Consider the following 18,982-nt stretch of genomic DNA (forward strand, 5'->3'; position numbering starts at 1 on the left):
TGGCACGGCGCCAAGCAGGTCCGGGGAGGTCAGGCGCCCCAAAGGGGCGCGGGGCTGTATCAATATGCGGCTCCGCCGCGTGGGCGCGACCAGCCACAACGGACCAGCAGACGAAGTACCGCCCCACCGCGGACCGCCTAAAGTAGAGAACCGTGCCTACCTCCACCGCCGCCTCCGGGACCGGTCCGATAGCAGACGCGGCCCCTGTGTCCCTGTGCGCCCGCGAGCCCCACGTCCCCGCGGACCGGCTGGTCGCGGAGATGGTGCCACCACCCCGCTTCGACTCGGTCCGCTTCAGCACATACATCCCGGACCCGAACCAGCCCAGCCAGACCGAGGCCGTCCGGGTCCTGGAGGCCTTCGCGGGCGGACTCGGCGGCGCGCACACGGCCGCCGGCGCCAAGCGCGGCTTCTTCGGCTTCGGCAGGGCGAAGGCACCGAAGACCCCGGCCGGCCCCCGCGGCGTCTACCTCGACGGCGGCTACGGCGTCGGCAAGACCCACCTGCTCGCCTCCCTGTGGCACGCCACCCCGGCCGAGCCCGCGCTCAAGGCGTTCGGCACGTTCGTGGAGCTGACGAACCTGGTCGGCGCCCTCGGCTTCCAGAAGACCGTCCAGACCCTGTCCGGTCACCGTCTGCTGTGCATCGACGAGTTCGAACTGGACGACCCCGGCGACACCGTCCTGGTCTCGACGCTGCTCGGCAAGCTGGTGGACGCGGGCGTCGCGCTCGCCGCCACCTCGAACACGCTGCCGGGCAAGCTCGGTGAGGGCCGGTTCGCGGCGGCCGACTTCCTGCGCGAGATCCAGGGCCTGTCCGCGCACTTCCGCTCCCTGCGCATCGACGGCGAGGACTACCGCCACCGCGGGCTGCCCGAGGCACCGGCGCCGTTCTCCGACGAGCAGGTCACCAAGTCCGCGTACGCCACGCCGGGCGCCTCGCTCGACGACTTCCCGCATCTGCTGGAGCACCTCGCCCGTGTCCACCCCAGCCGGTACGGCGCGCTGACCGACGGAATCCGGGCGGTGTGTCTCACCGACGTCCAGCCGATCCCGGACCAGTCGACCGCGCTGCGGCTCGTCGTCCTCGCGGACCGGCTGTACGACCGCGAGGTGCCCGTGCTCGCCTCGGGGCTCCCCTTCGACCGGCTGTTCAGCGAGGAGATGCTGAACGGCGGCTACCGCAAGAAGTACTTCCGGGCGATCTCCCGGCTCACCGCGCTGGCCCGGGACGCCAAGGGACTCGTCGACGCCGACTAGTCCGGCAACTCCCCCAGGTCAAGAGGCATTTCAAGCCAAGCGGCATCGTCTTTCAGGCTCTCTTCAGCCTGAAACGTTAAGTTAACCCTGCAAACAACTTTGCAGGGTTAACGTGTTTCTTGACCAGCCATTGACCAAGAGTTGGCGTGCGCATAAGTCGTGAACTGCCTGGAGAGGGGCGGATGTTGCGAGGTACGACGACCAGGACCGTAGTTTCGGCCCTAGCCGCCGTCCTGCTCGCCCTGCAGTTCTTCGCTCCCTCCGCTTCGTTCGCATCCGCGCACACGGTTGGTCATGTCGAGGCCAAGGCTCAGCCCGGATCCAAGCTGTCACCCAAGGCACCGCGCGACGGAATCCTCGCGCTGCGTGACGTGAGCTGCTCCGGGGACCCGACCGGTCCCCAGCACACCCGGGAGCGGAACCGCTCCTCGGTCGCCTGGCCCGGGGCGCAGGAGCGCCCGCTCGTGGCCCCGGGCGCGACAGCCGCGCACCCGACGGTGCCGCGTGCCGTGCAATGCCGCACGGCGAGATCCTCGACGACCCACTCTCCGGCGGCACTTCAGGTCTTCCGCTGCTGAGAGAGAGCAGAGCAGTCATCACCACTCTGTCTTGCACGTCCGACGCGCCTTTGGCGCGCCAGGAGGAGTCACCACATCATGCAGCCCCTCATCGACAACGCCCGCACGTTCGGACAGCGCCCTGAGGAGTTCGCCAGACTGGCCGAAGGCCAGTCACCCGAGGTCCTGTTCATCACCTGTTCCGACTCCCGGGTCGTACCGGCCCTGATCACCGGCGCCCGCCCCGGCCAGCTCTTCGAGCTGCGCACCGCGGGCAACATCGTCCCGCCGTACGCCTCCGAGCACCCCACCAGCGAGGCGGCCACCATCGAGTACGCGGTCGAGGTGCTCGGGGTCCGCGACATAGTCGTCTGCGGCCACTCCCACTGCGGAGCGGTCGGCGCACTGGTGCGCGGCGACGACCTGGACGCCGTACCCGCCGTCCGCGACTGGCTCGCCGCCGCGACGCCGCGTCCGCAGGGGGCGGCCGGCGATCCGACCGTGGCCGAGGGAGTGCAGAGCCATGCCCTGGCGCAGCTGCTGCGGCTGCGCTCCTACCCCTGTATCGCCCAGAAGCTGGAGCAGGGCCAACTCGCCCTGCACGCCTGGTACTACGAGGTGCACACCGGCGCCGTACTGGCGCACAGCCCGCAGACCGACACCTTCAAGGCCCTGTGAGCGCCGCCATGAATCCCTCCACCCTCACCAAGTTCCCTCATCTGCGGCAGGACTTCGCCGCGTCCCTCGTCGTCTTCCTGGTCGCGCTCCCGCTGTGCGTGGGCGTGGCCGTCGCCTCCGGTGTGCCGGCCGAGCTCGGGCTCGTCACCGGCATCGTGGGCGGCATCGTCACCGGGCTGATGCGCGGCAGCAGCCTCCAGGTGTCCGGCCCGGCCGCCGGGCTCACCGTGCTGGTCTTCGAGGCGGTGCGTGAGTTCGGGCTGCCGGCGCTCGGTGTGATCGTGCTCGTCACCGGCCTGCTCCAGATGCTGATGGGCGCCCTGAAGCTGGGGCGCTGGTTCCGGGCCATCTCGGTCGCCGTGGTCGAGGGCATGCTGGCCGGAATCGGGCTCGTCCTGATCGCCGGGCAGCTGTACTCGATCGCGGACGCCGAGGCGCCCGCCTCCGGGCTCGCGAAGATCGCGGGGCTGCCCGGGGCGCTCGCGGACGCCGTCCAGGACACCGGGGCGCTGGCCTCGCTGGGCCTCGGCGTGGGCACGATCGCCGTGCTGGTGCTGTGGAAGCGGATGCCGCGCCAGGTGCGCACGGTGCCCGGTCCGCTGGCCGCGGTGGGCCTGGCGACGCTGGTCGCCGTGGCCTTCGGCCTGCCGGTGGCCACCGTCGAGGTGCAGGGGCTGCTGGGCTCCATCCAGCCGCCGTCCGTGGACGCCTTCGGTGATCTCGCCGATGTCGGCCTGCTCGCCACCGTCGCCGCCTTCACGCTGATCGCGTCCGCGGAGTCGCTGTTCAGCGCGGCGGCGGTGGACCGGATGCACGACGGTCCGCGCACCGAGTACGACAAGGAACTGCTCGCCCAGGGCGCGGGCAACACCGTCTGCGGCGCGCTGGGCGCGCTGCCGATGACCGCGGTGATCGTACGCAGCGCGGCGAACGTCCAGTCGGGCGCGCGGACGAAGGCGTCCCGGGTGCTGCACGGCGTATGGCTGCTGCTGTTCGCGGCCCTGCTGCCGGCCGTCCTCGCCTACATCCCGATCCCGGCCCTGGCGGCCATCCTGGTGCACGCCGGCGCCAAGCTCATCCCGGTGCGGCAGATCGTGTCGCTGTGGCGCGAGCATCGCGGTGAGGCGCTGATCCTGGTGGTCACGGCGGTGTCGATCGTTGCGGTCAGCATGTTCGAGGGCGTCCTCATCGGCCTCGCGCTGGCCGTCGCCAAGACCGCCTGGGAGGCCTCGCACATCAAGCTCGAGGTCATAGACAAGGGAGCCGGGCCCGTCCAGGCCTACCTGTCGGGCAACGCGACCTTCCTGCGGCTGCCGAAGATACTCGACAGCCTGGAATCCCTGCCCCAGGACCGTCCGGTCGAGCTGAACCTGTCCGGGCTGCACCACCTGGACCACGCCTGCCGTACGGCGCTGGAGAACTGGGCCGAGCGGCACAGCGCGGCCGGCACCGATCCGGTACGGCTCGACGGTGCCGTGGCGGCACCCGAGGCCCGGACGTAGCACTCCCCGACGTCCGGCGATGCCCGGCTGAAGCCCTGAACCGGGGCTTCAGCCGGGCTTACTGTTGCCCTATTCGGGCATATCGTGGGAAAGAGGTTGCCCATACCGCTTTTAAAAGGTGCAGGGTGCAGGGACGGCTGAACAGGGGTCGTCATCATGCTGGAAGAGTTGCTGACCGCGGCCATCGCCACCGGGACCGCCGGGGTGGTGTATCTCGCCGCGGCGGCGCGCGTCGTCAAGCAGTACGAGCGCGGGGTGGTCCTCCGGCTCGGGCGCCTGCGGGGCGCCGTACGACCACCGGGCTTCACTCTGATCATCCCGGCCGTGGACCGGCTGTACAAAGTGAATCTGCAGATCGTGACGATGCCGGTGCCCGCCCAAGAGGGCATCACGCGCGACAACGTGACCGTGCGGGTCGACGCGGTCGTCTACTTCAAGGTCGTGGACGCGGCGGCGGCGATCATCAACGTCGAGGACTACCGCTTCGCGGTCTCCCAGATGGCACAGACCTCGCTGCGCTCGATCATCGGCAAGAGCGACCTGGACGACCTGCTCTCCAACCGCGAGAAGCTCAACCAGGGCCTGGAGCTGATGATCGACAGCCCGGCCATCGGCTGGGGCGTGCAGATCGACCGCGTCGAGATCAAGGACGTGTCCCTGCCGGACACCATGAAGCGCTCCATGGCCCGGCAGGCCGAGGCGGACCGTGAGCGGCGGGCCCGGGTCATCAACGCCGACGCCGAACTCCAGGCGTCCAAGAAGCTCGCCGAGGCCGCCCAGCAGATGGAGGCCACACCTTCCGCGCTCCAGTTGCGGCTGCTCCAGACGGTGATGGCGGTGGCGGCGGAGAAGAACTCCACGCTGGTGCTGCCCATCCCGGTGGAGCTGCTGCGGTTCCTGGAGAAGGGGGCGGAGCAGCACCCGGAACACCACGGCCGACCCGCGCCGGACGCCTCGGGCCAGGTCCCGCCGGCCCCTTCGCGCCAGCTCTCTCCCGATCCCTCCGACGAGTTCCCGCCCGACAGCCTCGACCAGCTCCCGCCCGAGCACCCCGACGAGATCCCGCCCGCCCCCGCCGACCGGCAGCCCTCCCCCGACCGCTCGCTGGAGCAATGACAGGTTCTACGCGCGTGGTTCACGCGGCCGTGACCAAGTGATAGACACGGCGGCATCACAGTCCTGTCCGCCAGCAGGAAGGTTGCCCCATGTCCGAGAACGGCCGTACGACACGCCGTCAGATACTCGCCCGCACCGGCGCGTCGGTCGCCGCGATCGCCTTCGCCGGAAACCTCACCGAACTCTTCGCGGGCACCGCCTCCGCGCAGGTGAACCTGGGCCACACCGGTTACGGCCCGCTCGTCCCCGACCCGAAGGGCCTGCTCGATCTCCCGAAAGGCTTCCGTTACCGCGTCCTGTCCCGCGAGGGCGCCCCACTGCGCTCCGGCGAGGGCGAAGTGCCCTCCCACCCGGACGGCATGGCGGCCTTCGCGGGCCGGCACGGTCGCGTCCACCTGGTCCGCAACCACGAGAACAGGGCCGACGCCGAGATCCCCGTCCCGACGGTCGAGGGCCTCACCTACGATCCCGCGGGCAAGGGCGGCTGTACGGCCCTGACGCTGGACAGCGACGGCCGGGTCCGGTCCGAGCGGGTCGCGATCGCCGGTACGGCCGTCAACTGCGCGGGCGGGCCCACCCCTTGGGGCACCTGGCTGACCTGCGAGGAGACCGAGGACAAGGCAAGCACCGGCGGCTACGCCAAGGACCATGGCTTCGTCTTCGAGGTCGATCCGGCCGACCCCCGCCGCAGCGGGGCCGTACCGCTCACCGCGATGGGCCGCTTCCAGCACGAGGCGGTCGCCGTCGATCCCCGTCGCGGCATCGTCTACGAGACCGAGGACGCCTTCGAGCGGCCCTTCGGCCTGTTCTACCGCTTCCTGCCCGACAAGCCGCTCTGCGGCCCCGGTTCGCTCCGCGCAGGCGGCCGCCTCCAGGCGATGCGCGTGCCCGGCGTCCCCGACCTCTCCTCGGTCCAGGAGCCCGGCGCCCGCTTCGACGGCGTCGAGTGGGCCGACGTACCGGACCCGCTCGCGGCCCGAACCCCCGTCCGCCTCCAGGACTTCGGCCCGCGGGGCATCACGCACGCGCAGAAGCTGGAGGGCTGCTACTGGGGCGGGCGGTCCGTGTACTTCGTGTCGTCGTACGCCCGAAGTGCCGAGGGGTCGGCGGCCGACCACTACGGGCAGATCTGGCGGTACGACCCGTCGGCACGCCGTCTCACCCTGGTCGTCGTCTTCGGCCCGGACACGGACGTCCAGCTGCCCGGCGAGTCACCGGACAACATCTGTCTCGCACCGAGCGGCGGGCTCATGGTCTGCGAGGACGGCAACGGTGCCCAGCATGTGTTCGGGGTGACGCGGCAGGGCGACGTGTACGCGATGGCCCGCAACCGCCAGAACATCGGCACCGACGAGGAGCCGGAGTGGGGCGAGTTCGCGGGCGTCAGCTTCTCGCCCGACGGGGGGACGATGTACGTCAACTGCTACTCGCCGGGGACGACGTTCGCGGTGACGGTCGCTCCGCGGGCTGTGCCGCGATAGGTCGTCGATCGTCCGCGGGGCGGTGGGGGCTGGTCGCGCAGTTCCCCGCGCCCCTTACGGGGCGCTGTGCAGCCCGGCCTTCATCACCGGCGGGCGGGTGAAATCGGCGAGAGACACCCGGTAAGCAGGCGCCAATAACAAAAGGCGCATTACTCGCATAGTTACGTTCGTGTGGTGATCACACTTGCACGTCGAGTAGCCATCGCCTGCGCCCTGAGCGCCACCCTCATCTCCTGCGGGACGGCCGAAGAACCACACCGCCCTCCCGCCCCCTCGAAACGGACCGTCGCCCCCTCCCGGCCCCCGACCCTCGCCCCCGGCCCCGCGGGCCTGACCCCTGTCTTCGAGAACGGTCCGCGGACCGGGGCCAGGACCGTCGCCCTCACCTTCGACGCCGACATGACCGCGGACCAGGGGTCGCGGGCGGCGGCCGGGGAGCGGTTCGACAATCCTCGGCTCATCGCGGCGCTGAGGGCGCTGAAGGTGCCGGCCACCGTGTTCATGACGGGCCGCTGGGCCGAGGAGTACCCGGTCCAGGCCCGCGCCATCGGCCGGGACCCGCTCTTCGAGGTCGCGAACCACTCGTACAGCCACTACGCCTTCACCGACGACTGCTACGGCCTGCCGACCGTCTCCGAGGACCGGATGCGGACGGACGTGGAGCAGGCGTACGCCGCCTTCCGCAAGGCCGGGGTGCGGGAGCCGATGCCGTACTTCCGCTTCCCGGGCGGCTGTTACGACGGCCGGGCCCTGAAGGCGCTGAGCGCGACCGGCGTCACCGCCGTGCAGTGGGACGTGGTGGGCGGGGACGCCTTCGCCACCGACCCGGAGGCGGTGGCCCGGCAGGTGCTGGACGGCGTACAGCCAGGCTCGGTGGTGGTGCTGCACTGCACGACCAGCGCCGCCCCGACGACCGAACGCGCCCTCCGTACGATCGTCCCCGAGCTGCGCCGCAAGGGCTTCCGGTTCGTGAAGGTGTCCGAGCTGATCGGGGCCGCGGGCGGGCGGCGCTGAGGCTCGTACGACGGACAGCTGACCCTCTTACGCTGGATGTATGAGCGAGGACGACTACTGCCTGATCGACGCGACCAGGCCGCCCAAGGCGGATGGGCCGCCGTACGCGGAGTGTGTGCTGTGCCGGGAGCCGACGGAGTACCCGGAGTCGTACAAGGGCATCACCCTCTGCCCCGTCTGCGAGTGGCAGGAGGCCCAGCGCACGGCCTGCTCAGGGTGACCGGCGAGAGGTGAGGGCGCAGGCCACGGTGATCGCCACCGCGGTCAGCAGGGCGGCGGCGCCGAGCGGGAGCAGGGGGAGCTGGACCTGGCCCGACTGCGATCCCGTCACCAGTCCGCTGACCGCCGCCTGCGCCGGGGAGCCCGTGACGACCACGGACAGCAGGGCCGCGAGCAGCATCGCCGGGACCGCCCGGCCGGGCGAGCGCAGCAGCGGCCAGGAGGTGAGCGCGCCGACGGCCGCGCCGAGCAGGGCGCAGGCCAGCGCGGCGAGCAGCCCGGCCGCGCCCGCCGGGAGCGGCGCCACCCGACTCTGGTGGTCGGAGGTCACCGGATCGCTGATCAGTGTCACGACGAGGGTCGCGACGGTGCCGAGCGCGGCGGCCGACGCCAGCGCGACCAGCAGACAGGCCAGGTGCGCCCGTCCGGGTCCGGCCGCGGCGGCCACCGGGGCGCGGGCGGCGGGCGGCTCGTTGCCGACGCAGATCCGCACCAGCCAGGCGGCGACGGGCAGCAGCGCCGCCGCGGCATAGCCGAGCGAGTCGAGCACGGGCTGCCCGCCCTGCACACCGACGCCCAGGAACACGGCGTACAGAATGAACGGCGGCAGCCAGCGCTGCGAACGCAGCAGCAGGGCGGCCTGATAGCGCAGGAGTGCGGTCATCGGACCTCCTCGGCGTCCTCATGGGCGACGCTCACCACATGCCACGGCGGGCGGGCCGTCAGCAGGGAGCGCAGGACGACGTCCGAGTGGGACGCGGGGACGGTGAGCCGGTGGGTTCCCGGCGCGGTCTCCTCGGCGGAGGCGAGCTTCGGGGTGGCGGGCAGTGGTCCGCCCGGTGGACCCTGGACCACGATGACGACGTACGGTCCGGAGGGCGAAGTCCCTTGCTCCGTACGGTGGTTGAGGGCGCCGTCGAGCACGGTGTACGTCGCGTCGGGCGCCCCCGCCAGGCGGTGCGGGTCGTGGTCGACGAAGACCACGGCGCCGCCCGCCGCAGTCCGTTCCGCGACCGCCCGTTCCAGCTCGGCGCGGGCGGACTCGTCCAGGCCGGTCCAGGCCTCGTCGAGGACGAGCAGGTCCGGCTCGGCGAGCAGGGCCTGGGCGACCGCGACCTTCTGGCTGCTGCCCTTCGACAGCTGCGCCATCGGCGTACGGGCGTGGGCGGCGGCGCCGAAGCGCTCCAGCCACTGGTCGGCGGCGCGGGCCGCCGCCGTACGGGACAGTCCGTGCACCGCGCCGAGGTGGGTGAGATAGCCGGCCGGGGTGAAGGGCAGCGCCGACGGGAAGCGCTCGGGGACGTAGGCCGTGCGCGGACGGCCGCTGATCCGGCCCTCCGTCGGGGCGTCGATCCCGGCGAGCAGCCGGAGGAGGGTGGACTTGCCGGTGCCGTTCGCACCCTCGATACGCAGGAGAGTGCCGGGGGTCACGGCCAGGTCGATCCCGCGCAGCACCCAGGGTCCACGCAGGCCGTAGCGGCGGCCGACGCGCTCCAGTCGTAACGCACGTTGCATGCGGTCATCCTCTCGCGGCCGGAAGAACCGATCTTCCGCCTGGCAGACTGGAGGACGTGACCAGTGATCCGTCCGTTCCCGGCGTTCCCGGCGATCTCGGCGTGCCCCGGGAGAGCCCTTTCCGTTCCGAGTCCTCCGTGCGCGACGAGGCGCCGCAGTTCGTGCTGCCGCTGGTCGTACGGATCGAGCGGGGGGCTCCCCCGGCCCGTACGGACGCGCTGGAGACCGCGGCCCGCGCGGTGCTGGTGCTGCTCAGCGACGAGCGTGCGCTGGGGGACGGCGAGTGGGCGCAGGCCGTGCGGGACTGGCAGGACGCGCGGATCCGCAAGGTGGTGCGGCGGGCGCGGGGCGCCGAGTGGCGGCGCGCCGAGGCACTGCCCGGCATCACGGTCACGGGCAAGTCCGCGGAGGTACGGGTCTTTCCGCCCGTCCCGCTGGACGGCTGGCCCAAGGACCTCGCCCGGCTCCAGGTCTCCGGCACCGACCTCGACGACCCGGAGCCGCCGGCCGGGGCCGACCCGGGTGTGCCGGTGCTGTGGCTCAGCCCCGACCTGGACATGACGGCCGGCAAGGCGATGGCGCAGGTCGGCCACGGCGCCCAGCTCGCCTGGTGGGAGCTGTCGGACGAGGACCGCGCCGCCTGGCGCGACGCCGGCTTCCCGCTGGCCGTCCGCACCGCCCCCGCCGGCCGCTGGGCCGAGCTCACCACCAGCGGTCTGCCGGTGGTCCGCGACGCGGGCTTCACGGAGATCGCACCCGGGGAAACGGTCGCCGTCGAAGGAGGCAGCCGCTACTGCCCGCTCATGTCCTTGGGCAGGTAGGGCAGCCGGGAACCTTCCCGGCACTCGGGACGTTCAGTGAGTGGTTGTAGTTGAAGTTTGCGACGTGGAAGCGCCCGCGGAGTTCTGACAGCGGGCGCATTGTCGTGTCGGGGGTTTTCTTCGACGGCTGGCGACCAGCAGCCCGGGGACGCGCGAGCGCGCGTTCTCCGCATCTACTCGCCATCTTCGCCATCTCGAAGGAGACCTCGCTCTGAGGACACCCGTTCCGAGGCGGGCCCGCGCCGTGGGCCTGCCTCGCGCTGCTTCCCCACGGGCCTTTCCGCATCCGGCGCCCTGCCCCCGCGCCGTCGAAAGCCGGCCCGCACCCACCCTGAAGGGAAAAACGTGACCACTGAGATCATCAACCGGGGCACCGAGCCGCCGCCGAGCCACGTCGCGACGACCAAGCCCCCGTCCGTCGGCCGCGGCAGCGACTACGCCGCACTGTCCCGCGAGGTGAAGCAGAGCGGGCTGCTGAAGCGGCGGCCGGGCTACTACTCCGTCAAGGTCGGCGCGAACCTGCTTCTGATGGCCGCCGGCTGGACCGCGTTCGCCCTGATCGGGCAGTCGTGGTGGCAGCTGGTGACCGCCGCCTTCCTCGCGGTGATGTTCACCCAGACCGGGTTCATCGGGCACGACGCCGGACACGGGCAGATCGCCCGCTCCAAGCGCGTCAACAACCTGCTCGGCCGCGTGCACGCCGACCTGCTGATCGGACTCAGCTACGGCTGGTGGATCGCCAAGCACAACCGGCACCACTCCTACCCCAACCACGTCGACCGCGACCCCGACATCGCCGACGGTGCGATCGCCTTCACCGAGGACCACGCCCGGGTCCGCCGCGGCCCCTATGCCTGGCTGGCCCGCCACCAGGCCTGGCTGTTCTTCCCGATGCTGCTCCTTGAAGGACTCGCCCTGCACGTCGCCGGCGTACGGGCGCAGTTCGAACGCGACGGCACCGCGGGCTCACGGGGAGCCAAGCTGGCCGGGGCGGGAATGCTGACCGCGCATCTCGTCGGCTATGTCGCCGCCCTGTTCCTGGTCCTGACCCCCCTCCAGGCCGTGGCCTTTCTCGCCGTGCATCAGGGGCTCTTCGGGCTGTACATGGGCTGCTCGTTCGCCCCCAACCACAAGGGCATGCCCATCTTCGGCAAGGACGACAAGATCGACTTCCTGCGCAGGCAGGTCCTGACCTCACGCAACATCCGTGGCGGCCGGTTCACCGACTTCGCCCTCGGCGGGCTGAACTACCAGATCGAACACCACCTGTTCCCCTCCATGCCGCGGCCGGGCCTGCGCCACGCCCAGAAACTCGTACGCGCCTTCTGCGCCCGGCACGGCGTCGCCTACCACGAGACCGGCCTCGTCGACTCCTACGCCCAGGTCCTGCGGCACCTGCACGCGGTCGGCGGTCCCCTGCGCCCCGAACTGGAGTACTGATCCTGAGCGGGGCGCCGGTCGCCCCGCACAGATCATCCGGCTACGGTGAGACCCGCGCCGCTGGGAGCGCGCAACGCCGAGGGAATGTCCGGGAGTTGTCATGTCAGTCGACCGTCCGCTGATCAACAGCAAGGTGCCGCACTCCGCTCGCATCTGGAACTACTGGCTGGGCGGCAAGGACTGCTACGAGATCGACCGGCAGGTGGGTGACCAGATGCGTGAGCTCAACCCCGAGATCGTCGACATCGCGCGCGCCCAGCGAGGGTTCCTCAAGCGCGCGGTCACCTATCTGGCCGCGGAGGCCGGGATCCGGCAGTTCCTCGACGTCGGCACCGGCCTGCCCACCCTCGACAACACCCACGAGGTCGCCCAGGGCATCGCCCCCGAGGCACGGATCGTGTACGTCGATCATGACCCCGTCGTGCTGACCCACGCCCACGCGCTGCTCACCAGCACCCCGGAAGGCGCCACCGACTACATCGACGCCGATCTGCGCGACCCGGCGTCCATCCTGCGGGGCGCCGAGCGCACGCTCGACTTCAGCCGGCCCGTCGCGCTCATGCTGCTCGGCATCGTCGCGCACGTACCGGACGACACCGCCTACCCGATCGTGGAGCAGCTCAAGGACGCCCTCCCCGCCGGAAGCCACCTGGTGTTCTGCGACAGCACCGAGGTGTTCCACGCGGACGAGATGCGGGCGATGGTCGAGCGCTGGAACGAGGCGAGCGACAACCCGCGGATCAACCGGGCCCCAGAGCAGCTGGCCCGCTTCTTCGACGGCTTCGACCTGCTGGAACCCGGTCTGGTCCCGGTCGCCGAGTGGCGCTCCGGCCCGGCCGGAACGTCCGGCACGGACGAGCGGCGTGACGTGGACAGCTTCGGGGGCGTGGCCGTAAAGCGCTGAACGGTCTGCCCCCGCCATTGAACACGGGCCGCCTCCCGCGCGTATCCCCCTCCGTCGGCGGCCTCCCGTCCACGTCCGCTTCCTCCCCGAACCTCAAATGTTGCTCTGAAGGCGCCCGGAGCGCGGTTCGGGTCGGTGCGCCGGGGCCATACCCCCGTCACACAGCGGCGGAACGTCGAAGGAGACGACGCGGCACAGCCAGGTGACATCGGGTGGAGGAGGGGACGATGGAGCGACTGGGGACGGGAATCGGGTGGCGGCCGGAGATCGCGGACGCCGTGGAGCGGATGCCGGGTATCGACTGGGTCGAGGCCGTCGCGGAGAACGTATGCCCCGGCCATCTCCCCGAGTCGCTGCGGCGGCTGCGTGAGCGCGGCGTGACCGTGGTCCCGCACGGCGTCTCCCTCGGGCTCGGCGGCGCCGACCGCCCCGACGAGACCCGCCTGGCGGCGCTCGCCGAGCGGGCCGAGGAGCTGGGCTCTCCGCTGGTCACCGAGCACATCGCGTTCGTACGGGCGGGCGGCCTCCTCACCGCGTCCCCGCGCCTGGAAGCGGGCCACCTGCTGCCGGTCCCGCGCACGCGGGACGCCCTCGACGTCCTCTGCGAGAACATCCGCATCGCCCAGGACGCCCTGCCCGTGCCGCTCGCCGTGGAGAACATAGCGGCGCTCATCGCGTGGCCCGGCGAGGAGATGACCGAGGGCCAGTTCCTGTACGACCTCGCCGACCGCACCGGCGTCCGGCTCCTGATCGACGTGGCCAACCTGCACACCAACCACGTCAACCGCGCCGAGGACCCGGCCAAGGCCCTCGCCGAACTCCCCCTCGAAGCGATCGCCTACGTCCATGTCGCCGGCGGCTTCGAACGCGACGGCGTCTGGCACGACAGCCACGCCCACCCGGTCCCCGAAGCGGTCCTCGACATCCTGACCGACCTCGCCTCCCGCATCTCGCCCCCCGGAGTCCTCCTGGAACGCGACGAGAACTTCCCGGAACCGACCGAGCTGGAGCGGGAGTTGGGGGCGATCCGGGAGGCGCTGGAGAAGGGACGGGCGAGGCGGGAGACGCAGACAGGCCGCCCTGCGACGGCACCGCATGACTCCGCGGAACCGGATGGCCCCACGGCACCGCAGGACTCCACGGCACCGCAGCACTCCAAGACACCGGACGGCTCCGAGGCAGCGCAGAGCTCGACCACCGTAGAGCCTCCCGCCGACACGACCGCCGCCCGCCAGCGCCTCGCCCTCGCGCAGACGGCACTTCTCTCCGCCCTGGTGGCCGGCACGCCCGTACCCGAGGGCTTCGACCGGGTCCGGCTGGGCGTACAGGCCCGTGCCCTGGCCGGAAAGCGGGCGGACGTCGTCGCCAAGGTCGCCCCCGAACTCCCGCACATCCTGGGCCAGACCTACCGCCCCGCTTTCCTCGCCTACGCCCAGCGCCACCCGATGACCGGCGGCTACCGCCAGGACGCACTGGACTTCGCAGGCCACCTCCTGTCCACGGGCCACCCCGAGAACGCAGCAGCCCGACGCCACCTCCACACCTGGCGCCTGGACCGCTCCTCCCCCACCCCACCCACCCACCGCCCCACAACCCGCCTGGCCCGAGCAACCCGCAAGGTACTGCTACGCCGCTGAGCACGTGCCGCAAAGCTGCGGACATGCGCGACGCCCGAGGCGGCGCCCACCCAGCAGGCGGCGAACTACCCGCGCCGCCCAGCTGCGAGCCGCCGTCCCGCCAACCTGCGGGCACGCGTGCCGCCTGACGCGACGCCCACCCAGCAGGCGGCGAACTGCCCTCCCGCCAGCCTGCGGGTCGCCGTCCCGCCCAGCTGCAGGCATTCGTGCCGCCTGACGCGACGCCCACCCAGCAGGCGCCACCGTCCCGCCCAGCTGCAGGCATTCGTGCCGCCTGACGCGACGCCCACCCACCCACCAGGCGCCACCGTCCCGCCCAGCTGCGGGCATGCGTGCCGCCTGGGGCGGCACGGGTGGGCGCAGGCGGCACCCCGTCAGCGCCGGGCTGCGCGACCCACCCCACCCCAGCCACGACGGCGCGGCGGCTGTGCGACCCACCCCGGCCCCTAGACGCAGGGCACGCCACAAATGTGCGGGACATAACACCCCACCCCCACCTCACCCCCAGAACCCCACTCTCACCCCCTTTAGCCCCATATGCCCACCACCCAAATCCCCCATACGACCCCCACAACCCCACCCCAACCCTGCCTCCCCATACCGAAGTTGGCGTAGACCGCGAAGTAATATGCCAACGCCGCACCAAAAGCGCACTAACGTGCGGTGCCGCAAGCAGGAGGCACCATGCGACCCCGACCCCGACCCCGACCCCGACCCCACCCCCCGATCAACGGCCGAGGCATCTTCACCGGCACCGGCCTGATCATCACCGGCCTGGCAGCGACCCTCGCCGCGCTGATCTTCCCGATCTGGTCGTACACGGACCGATCAGGAACCGGCGTCGACGTCCTCAACGCCGAGACGGTGTCGACGAGGTTCGGACCGCTGTCGGGACTGGACCGCGACTTCGTCACGAAGGTCCGGCTCGCCGGCCTGTGGGAGCTGCCGGCGGGCCGGCTGGCACAGCAGAAGGGCACCACCCCGGCCGTACGCACAGCGGGCCGGCACCTGATCGAGGGCCACGTCTTCCTGGACGAACGGGCCCGCGACGTCGCCTCCCGGCTCGGTCTCGCCCTGCCCAACGAGCCCACCGACCAGCAGAAGGAATGGCTCGCCACCCTCAACGTGGCGCAAGGAGTGACGTACGACCGCGAGTTCGCGAACATCCTGCGCCTGGCGCACGGCAAGGTCTTCTCCGTAGTCGCCCAGGTCCGCGCAAGCACCCGCAACTCCCTGGTCCGCGCACTCGCCGACGACGCGAACACCACCGTGCTGGACCACATCAAGGTCCTGGAGGCCACGGGCTACGTCGACTTCGACGCCCTGGCCCGCCACATGGCCGCCGGCAACGCTCCCCCACTCACCCCCGCCCCGGCCCCGCCCGGCCCCACCACCGACCCGGGCCCGGTCGTCCCGCTGACCCCGCCGCCATCACCGACGTACCCTCTCCCGCCACCCGCCACCAGCCCACCACCGAATATTCCCGGCAATAGCAACCAAGTCCGCGATAACGGCGGCGGTTTGGCCGCACAATAGGCGCATGTTCTGGGTGCTGCTCCTGCTGCTCGCCTGGGCCGCCGCCGGCACATCGTGCACACGGTTGTGCCTGGCCGCCGTGCGTACGGCGGCCGCGGGCCGCAGACACGACCTGACGCTGTACGAAGCGGCGTTCCTGTCCGGCGGCCCCCGCCGGGTCGCCGATCTGACGCTGGTGTCGATGGCCCGCCAGCAGCGGCTGCTCCTCGCGCACACGGGCTGGGCGACAGTCGTCGACCCGCGCGGGCGGGACGAGATGGAGCGCTCGGTGATCGGGGCCATCGGACCGGAGGGGCAGTCGCCGATCGCTCCGGTGCGGGACGCCGCCGCTGCCGCCGACGCGGTCGGCAGCCTCGCCGACCGGCTGGTCAGCGCGGGCCTCGCCGTGCCCCTCGGCTCCCGTACGTCCGTCGGGGCCGCGGTCCGCCAGGTGCGGCTCGCCGCGGTGGCCGTTCTCGCGCTGGGCGCCGCCGCGCTGTTGACGCCCGCCCCGTCGGAGCTGCCGCCCAATCTGGTCGCCCTCTGGTTCGCGCTCCCCCTCACCCTCACCCTGAGCTGCCTGGCGAGCGCGCGGATCGAGGTGCACCCGTACTCGCACTGGGCCTCCCCGGCCGGGCAGCGCCTGCTGGGCGTCCTGGCCCTGCACGCCGGCTCGGCCGACGACCGTACGTCCCTCACGTCCGTCGCCGTCCGCGGGGTGCGCGCGATCGGCGAACCGGACCTGCGCGCGGCCTTCGGGCGCCACGACCCGTACTGGCGTCACTGACACGTCAGGGGGCGCATAGGGCGCAATGGCGCCGACACCGGCGGGCGGTGCTTGCCTTCGCCGACGGCCGACCGAAACATCCCTTCTGTTGCTGACGTGCACCGAAGGGATACCTGATGAGAGCCCCCGCCCTGTACTCGGCCGCCGGGTCCTTGCTCCTGACAGCCCTTGCCGGTGTCACCGCCCCGTCGGCCGGCGGCACCGAGGCCGCGACAGGCATCCCCGAACTGCACGGCGCCGCGGTCGCCGCCGCGCGCGCCGAGGCGGCCGGGGTCGACTTCGGCAAGTGCGCCCTGGGACAGGACATGCCGGGCCGCATGCAGTGCGGCACGGTGACCGTCCCCCTCGACTACGCCCAGCCGAACGGCAAGCAGATCAAGCTCACCGTCAGCCGCGTGCGGGCGACCCGCAAGGACCCGCACAACAGCAAGCACGAGGTGCCCCGGCAGGGCGCCCTGGTCTACAACCCGGGCGGGCCGGGCGCTTCGGGCATGTACTTCCCGCTGGTCGGCCTGCTCCCCGAGTGGAAGCGCATCGCCGGGGCGTACGACCTCGTCGGCTACGCCCCACGCGGCGTCGGCCGCTCCGCGCCGCTGTCCTGCCAGGACCCCAAGCAGTTCTTCAAGGCTCCCTCGCAGTCGCCGACGTACCCCTCTCAGGCGTACAAGAAGGAGCGCATCGCGCAGGCCAAGGCGTATGCGCGCGGCTGCGCCAAGCGGTCGGGCAGCGCCCTGAAGCACTACCACTCCCTCAACAACGCCCGTGACCTGGACGTCCTGCGGGCCGCGCTGGGCGAGGAGAAGCTGACGTTCATGGGTGCCTCGTACGGCACCTACTTCGGGGCGCTGTACGCGACGCTGTTCCCCACGCATGTGCGGCGGATGGTGTTCGACGGGCCGGTGAACCCGGACCCGGAGCAGATCTGGTACGGCAACAACCTCGCCCAGTCGGCCGCGTTCGAGGGCCGCTGGGCGGACCTGCGGAAGTGGATCGCCAAGCACGATCGCGTGTACGGCCTCGGCGACACCCCGCAGCAGGTGCTGCGCAACTACGAGAAGGCGCGGGCCCGGCTGGCCGACAAGCCGGCGGGCGGCAAGGTGGGGCCGGGGCAGTTGCAGGACGTGTTTCTCACGGCCGGGTACTACGACGACTACTGGCCTGGGCGCGCGCACGCCCTGTCGGCGTATCTGAAGGGCGATCCGCAGCCGCTGATCGACATCGCCGGGCCCCAGACCGAGGCGGCGGCCGAGGAGGAGAACTCGGGCGCCGTCTACACGGCCGTCGAGTGCAACGACGCGCCCTGGCCGACGGACTGGGCGGTGTGGGACCGGGACAACACCCGGCTCGCGCGCGTGGCGCCCTTCGAGACCTGGGACAACGTGTGGCTCAACCTGCCGTGCGCCTACTGGCCGGCGCCCCGGCAGAAGCCCCTCGACGTGCGCACCGTGCCCGGCGAGCTGCCGCCGACGCTGATCCTGGCCGCCGAGCGGGACGCGGCCACGCCCTATGACGGCGCCCGCGAAATGCAGCGGCGGCTGTCGGGCTCGGTACTGGTGACCGAGCGGGACTCCGGCACGCACGGCATCGCGGGCGGGCCGAACGCCTGCGTCAACGGGCACCTGGACGCGTATCTGATGGAGGGCCGCCTGCCGCTGTGGCGCGCGGCCTGCAAGGCACATCCGGAACCAAAGCCGGAGACGAAGTCCGCCGAGCCGCGCCGGACGGGCGACCGCGCCGACAAGGCGACAGCCGCCCGGCACAAGGGCTGAGGTCGAGCAGGCCCTGATCAGCCCGGCGGCTGATCAGGCGAGCCCTGCGATCAGCTCGCCGATGTCCTTGCGGCGGCCCGTGTAGAACGGCACTTCCTCGCGGACGTGCATCCGGGCTTCCGAGGCGCGGAGGTGACGCATGAGGTCGACGATGCGGTACAGCTCGTCGGCCTCGAAGGCGAGGATCCACTCGTAGTCGCCCAGCGAGAACGAGGCGACCGTGTTGGCGCGCACGTCCGGGTAGCCGCGGGCCATCTTGCCGTGGTCGGCGAGCATGCGGCGGCGGTCCTCGTCGGGCAGCAGGTACCAGTCGTAGGACCGCACGAACGGGTAGACGCTGATGTAGTTGCGCGGCGTCTCGTCGGCGAGGAACGCCGGGATGTGCGAGCGGTTGAACTCGGCGGGGCGGTGCAGCGCCATGTTCGACCAGACCGGCTCGAGCGCGCGGCCCAGCTTCGTGCGGCGGAAGAGGTTGTACGCCTCCTGGAGCTGGTCGCTGGTCTCCGCGTGCCACCAGATCATGAGGTCGGCGTCGGCGCGCAGCCCGGACACGTCGTACGTGCCGCGGATCGTCACGTCCTTGGCGGCGAGCTGGTCGAACAGCTCCTGGACCTCGTCGGCGTAGCCCGCGCGGTCCTCGGGCAGGACGTCCTTCAGCTTGAAGACGGACCACAGCGTGTAGCGGATGACCTCGTTGAGGTCCTTGGCCAGCTTGCCCTTGTTCGGGACCCTGGCGGACTCGGTGGTGGGGGCGTCGTCACTCATGTC

17 protein-coding genes are annotated in these 18,982 nt (G+C 71.6%); 14 read left to right on the top strand and 3 right to left on the bottom strand.

Annotation, left to right across the window (positions count from 1 at the left end; genetic code table 11):
* The first annotated feature begins 152 nt into the window (after window positions 1-152).
* The 7 genes from zapE to OG828_RS12910 all read left to right on the top strand — a co-directional run bounded on the left by zapE (window position 153) and on the right by OG828_RS12910 (window position 7,827).
* Window positions 153-1,259 carry a cell division protein ZapE gene (zapE, locus tag OG828_RS12880; protein WP_328501207.1) on the top strand — a complete coding sequence of 369 codons (1,107 nt, stop codon included), beginning with the start codon at window positions 153-155 and terminating at the stop codon, window positions 1,257-1,259.
* Window positions 1,260-1,915: 656 nt separating this feature from the next.
* On the top strand, window positions 1,916-2,494 hold the full coding sequence (locus OG828_RS12885; protein ID WP_328501208.1) for a carbonic anhydrase: 579 nt from the start codon (window positions 1,916-1,918) through the stop codon (window positions 2,492-2,494).
* 8 nt (window positions 2,495-2,502) lie between these two features.
* Window positions 2,503-3,996 carry a SulP family inorganic anion transporter gene (locus OG828_RS12890; RefSeq protein ID WP_328501209.1) on the top strand — a complete coding sequence of 498 codons (1,494 nt, stop codon included), beginning with the start codon at window positions 2,503-2,505 and terminating at the stop codon, window positions 3,994-3,996.
* A gap of 156 nt (window positions 3,997-4,152) precedes the next feature.
* Complete coding sequence (locus tag OG828_RS12895) at window positions 4,153-5,112, top strand: slipin family protein (protein ID WP_328437986.1); 960 nt, start codon at window positions 4,153-4,155, stop codon at window positions 5,110-5,112.
* 89 nt (window positions 5,113-5,201) lie between these two features.
* Window positions 5,202-6,593 carry an alkaline phosphatase PhoX gene (locus OG828_RS12900; protein ID WP_328501210.1) on the top strand — a complete coding sequence of 464 codons (1,392 nt, stop codon included), beginning with the start codon at window positions 5,202-5,204 and terminating at the stop codon, window positions 6,591-6,593.
* A gap of 174 nt (window positions 6,594-6,767) precedes the next feature.
* Window positions 6,768-7,607, top strand: coding sequence for a polysaccharide deacetylase family protein (locus tag OG828_RS12905; RefSeq protein ID WP_328501211.1), 840 nt, complete (start codon window positions 6,768-6,770; stop codon window positions 7,605-7,607).
* 40 nt (window positions 7,608-7,647) lie between these two features.
* Window positions 7,648-7,827, top strand: a complete 180-nt coding sequence (locus OG828_RS12910) for a hypothetical protein (RefSeq protein ID WP_210580844.1) — start codon at window positions 7,648-7,650, stop codon at window positions 7,825-7,827.
* Here OG828_RS12910 and OG828_RS12915 read toward each other — a convergent pair.
* Window positions 7,819-8,490 (bottom strand): ABC transporter, encoded by a 672-nt coding sequence (locus OG828_RS12915; RefSeq protein WP_328437988.1) that lies wholly within the window; start codon window positions 8,488-8,490, stop codon window positions 7,819-7,821. The genes OG828_RS12910 and OG828_RS12915 overlap by 9 nt on opposite strands.
* Window positions 8,487-9,341 carry an ABC transporter ATP-binding protein gene (locus OG828_RS12920; RefSeq protein WP_328437989.1) on the bottom strand — a complete coding sequence of 285 codons (855 nt, stop codon included), beginning with the start codon at window positions 9,339-9,341 and terminating at the stop codon, window positions 8,487-8,489. Before OG828_RS12920 ends, OG828_RS12915 begins: the two co-directional genes overlap by 4 nt.
* Before the next feature lie 56 nt (window positions 9,342-9,397).
* Between OG828_RS12920 and OG828_RS12925 the strand changes: the two genes are divergently transcribed.
* From OG828_RS12925 to OG828_RS12955, 7 genes are all read left to right on the top strand, one after another.
* Window positions 9,398-10,162 carry a peptidyl-tRNA hydrolase gene (locus OG828_RS12925; RefSeq protein ID WP_328501212.1) on the top strand — a complete coding sequence of 255 codons (765 nt, stop codon included), beginning with the start codon at window positions 9,398-9,400 and terminating at the stop codon, window positions 10,160-10,162.
* A gap of 345 nt (window positions 10,163-10,507) precedes the next feature.
* The gene (locus OG828_RS12930) at window positions 10,508-11,602 is read left to right on the top strand and encodes a fatty acid desaturase family protein (protein WP_328501213.1); all 1,095 of its coding nucleotides are present in this window, start codon (window positions 10,508-10,510) and stop codon (window positions 11,600-11,602) included.
* A 100-nt stretch (window positions 11,603-11,702) separates the two neighbouring features.
* Entirely contained in the window at window positions 11,703-12,506 is an 804-nt protein-coding gene (locus tag OG828_RS12935; protein ID WP_328437992.1) for an SAM-dependent methyltransferase, read from the top strand.
* Between the two features lie 227 nt (window positions 12,507-12,733).
* Complete coding sequence (locus OG828_RS12940; protein WP_328501214.1) at window positions 12,734-14,143, top strand: multinuclear nonheme iron-dependent oxidase; 1,410 nt, start codon at window positions 12,734-12,736, stop codon at window positions 14,141-14,143.
* Between the two features lie 684 nt (window positions 14,144-14,827).
* On the top strand, window positions 14,828-15,679 hold the full coding sequence (locus OG828_RS12945) for a DUF4142 domain-containing protein (protein ID WP_328501215.1): 852 nt from the start codon (window positions 14,828-14,830) through the stop codon (window positions 15,677-15,679).
* Between the two features lie 4 nt (window positions 15,680-15,683).
* Window positions 15,684-16,445 (top strand): TIGR04222 domain-containing membrane protein, encoded by a 762-nt coding sequence (locus OG828_RS12950; RefSeq protein WP_328501216.1) that lies wholly within the window; start codon window positions 15,684-15,686, stop codon window positions 16,443-16,445.
* Window positions 16,446-16,561: 116 nt separating this feature from the next.
* Complete coding sequence (locus OG828_RS12955) at window positions 16,562-18,214, top strand: alpha/beta hydrolase (protein ID WP_328501217.1); 1,653 nt, start codon at window positions 16,562-16,564, stop codon at window positions 18,212-18,214.
* A gap of 33 nt (window positions 18,215-18,247) precedes the next feature.
* Here OG828_RS12955 and hemQ read toward each other — a convergent pair whose 3' ends face one another.
* A complete protein-coding gene (hemQ, locus tag OG828_RS12960; protein WP_328354624.1) occupies window positions 18,248-18,979 on the bottom strand; it encodes a hydrogen peroxide-dependent heme synthase in 732 nt (243 codons plus the stop codon).
* Between the last annotated feature and the right edge of the window lie 3 nt (window positions 18,980-18,982).

The organism is Streptomyces sp. NBC_00457, from assembly GCF_036014015.1.
GTDB lineage: Bacteria > Actinomycetota > Actinomycetes > Streptomycetales > Streptomycetaceae > Streptomyces.

What these genes read in the sequence shown, in the direction of transcription:
- OG828_RS12945 (WP_328501215.1), top strand. Translation starts at nt 14,828, where the DNA reads ATGCGACCCCGACCCCGACCCCGACCCCGACCCCACCCCCCGATCAAC.
- OG828_RS12955 (WP_328501217.1), top strand. Translation starts at nt 16,562, where the DNA reads ATGAGAGCCCCCGCCCTGTACTCGGCCGCCGGGTCCTTGCTCCTGACA.
- OG828_RS12900 (WP_328501210.1), top strand. Translation starts at nt 5,202, where the DNA reads ATGTCCGAGAACGGCCGTACGACACGCCGTCAGATACTCGCCCGCACC.
- OG828_RS12890 (WP_328501209.1), top strand. Translation starts at nt 2,503, where the DNA reads ATGAATCCCTCCACCCTCACCAAGTTCCCTCATCTGCGGCAGGACTTC.
- OG828_RS12885 (WP_328501208.1), top strand. Translation starts at nt 1,916, where the DNA reads ATGCAGCCCCTCATCGACAACGCCCGCACGTTCGGACAGCGCCCTGAG.
- OG828_RS12910 (WP_210580844.1), top strand. Translation starts at nt 7,648, where the DNA reads ATGAGCGAGGACGACTACTGCCTGATCGACGCGACCAGGCCGCCCAAG.
- OG828_RS12895 (WP_328437986.1), top strand. Translation starts at nt 4,153, where the DNA reads ATGCTGGAAGAGTTGCTGACCGCGGCCATCGCCACCGGGACCGCCGGG.
- OG828_RS12940 (WP_328501214.1), top strand. Translation starts at nt 12,734, where the DNA reads ATGGAGCGACTGGGGACGGGAATCGGGTGGCGGCCGGAGATCGCGGAC.
- hemQ (WP_328354624.1), bottom strand. Translation starts at nt 18,979, where the DNA reads ATGAGTGACGACGCCCCCACCACCGAGTCCGCCAGGGTCCCGAACAAG.
- OG828_RS12935 (WP_328437992.1), top strand. Translation starts at nt 11,703, where the DNA reads ATGTCAGTCGACCGTCCGCTGATCAACAGCAAGGTGCCGCACTCCGCT.
- OG828_RS12915 (WP_328437988.1), bottom strand. Translation starts at nt 8,490, where the DNA reads ATGACCGCACTCCTGCGCTATCAGGCCGCCCTGCTGCTGCGTTCGCAG.
- OG828_RS12950 (WP_328501216.1), top strand. Translation starts at nt 15,684, where the DNA reads ATGTTCTGGGTGCTGCTCCTGCTGCTCGCCTGGGCCGCCGCCGGCACA.
- OG828_RS12920 (WP_328437989.1), bottom strand. Translation starts at nt 9,341, where the DNA reads ATGCAACGTGCGTTACGACTGGAGCGCGTCGGCCGCCGCTACGGCCTG.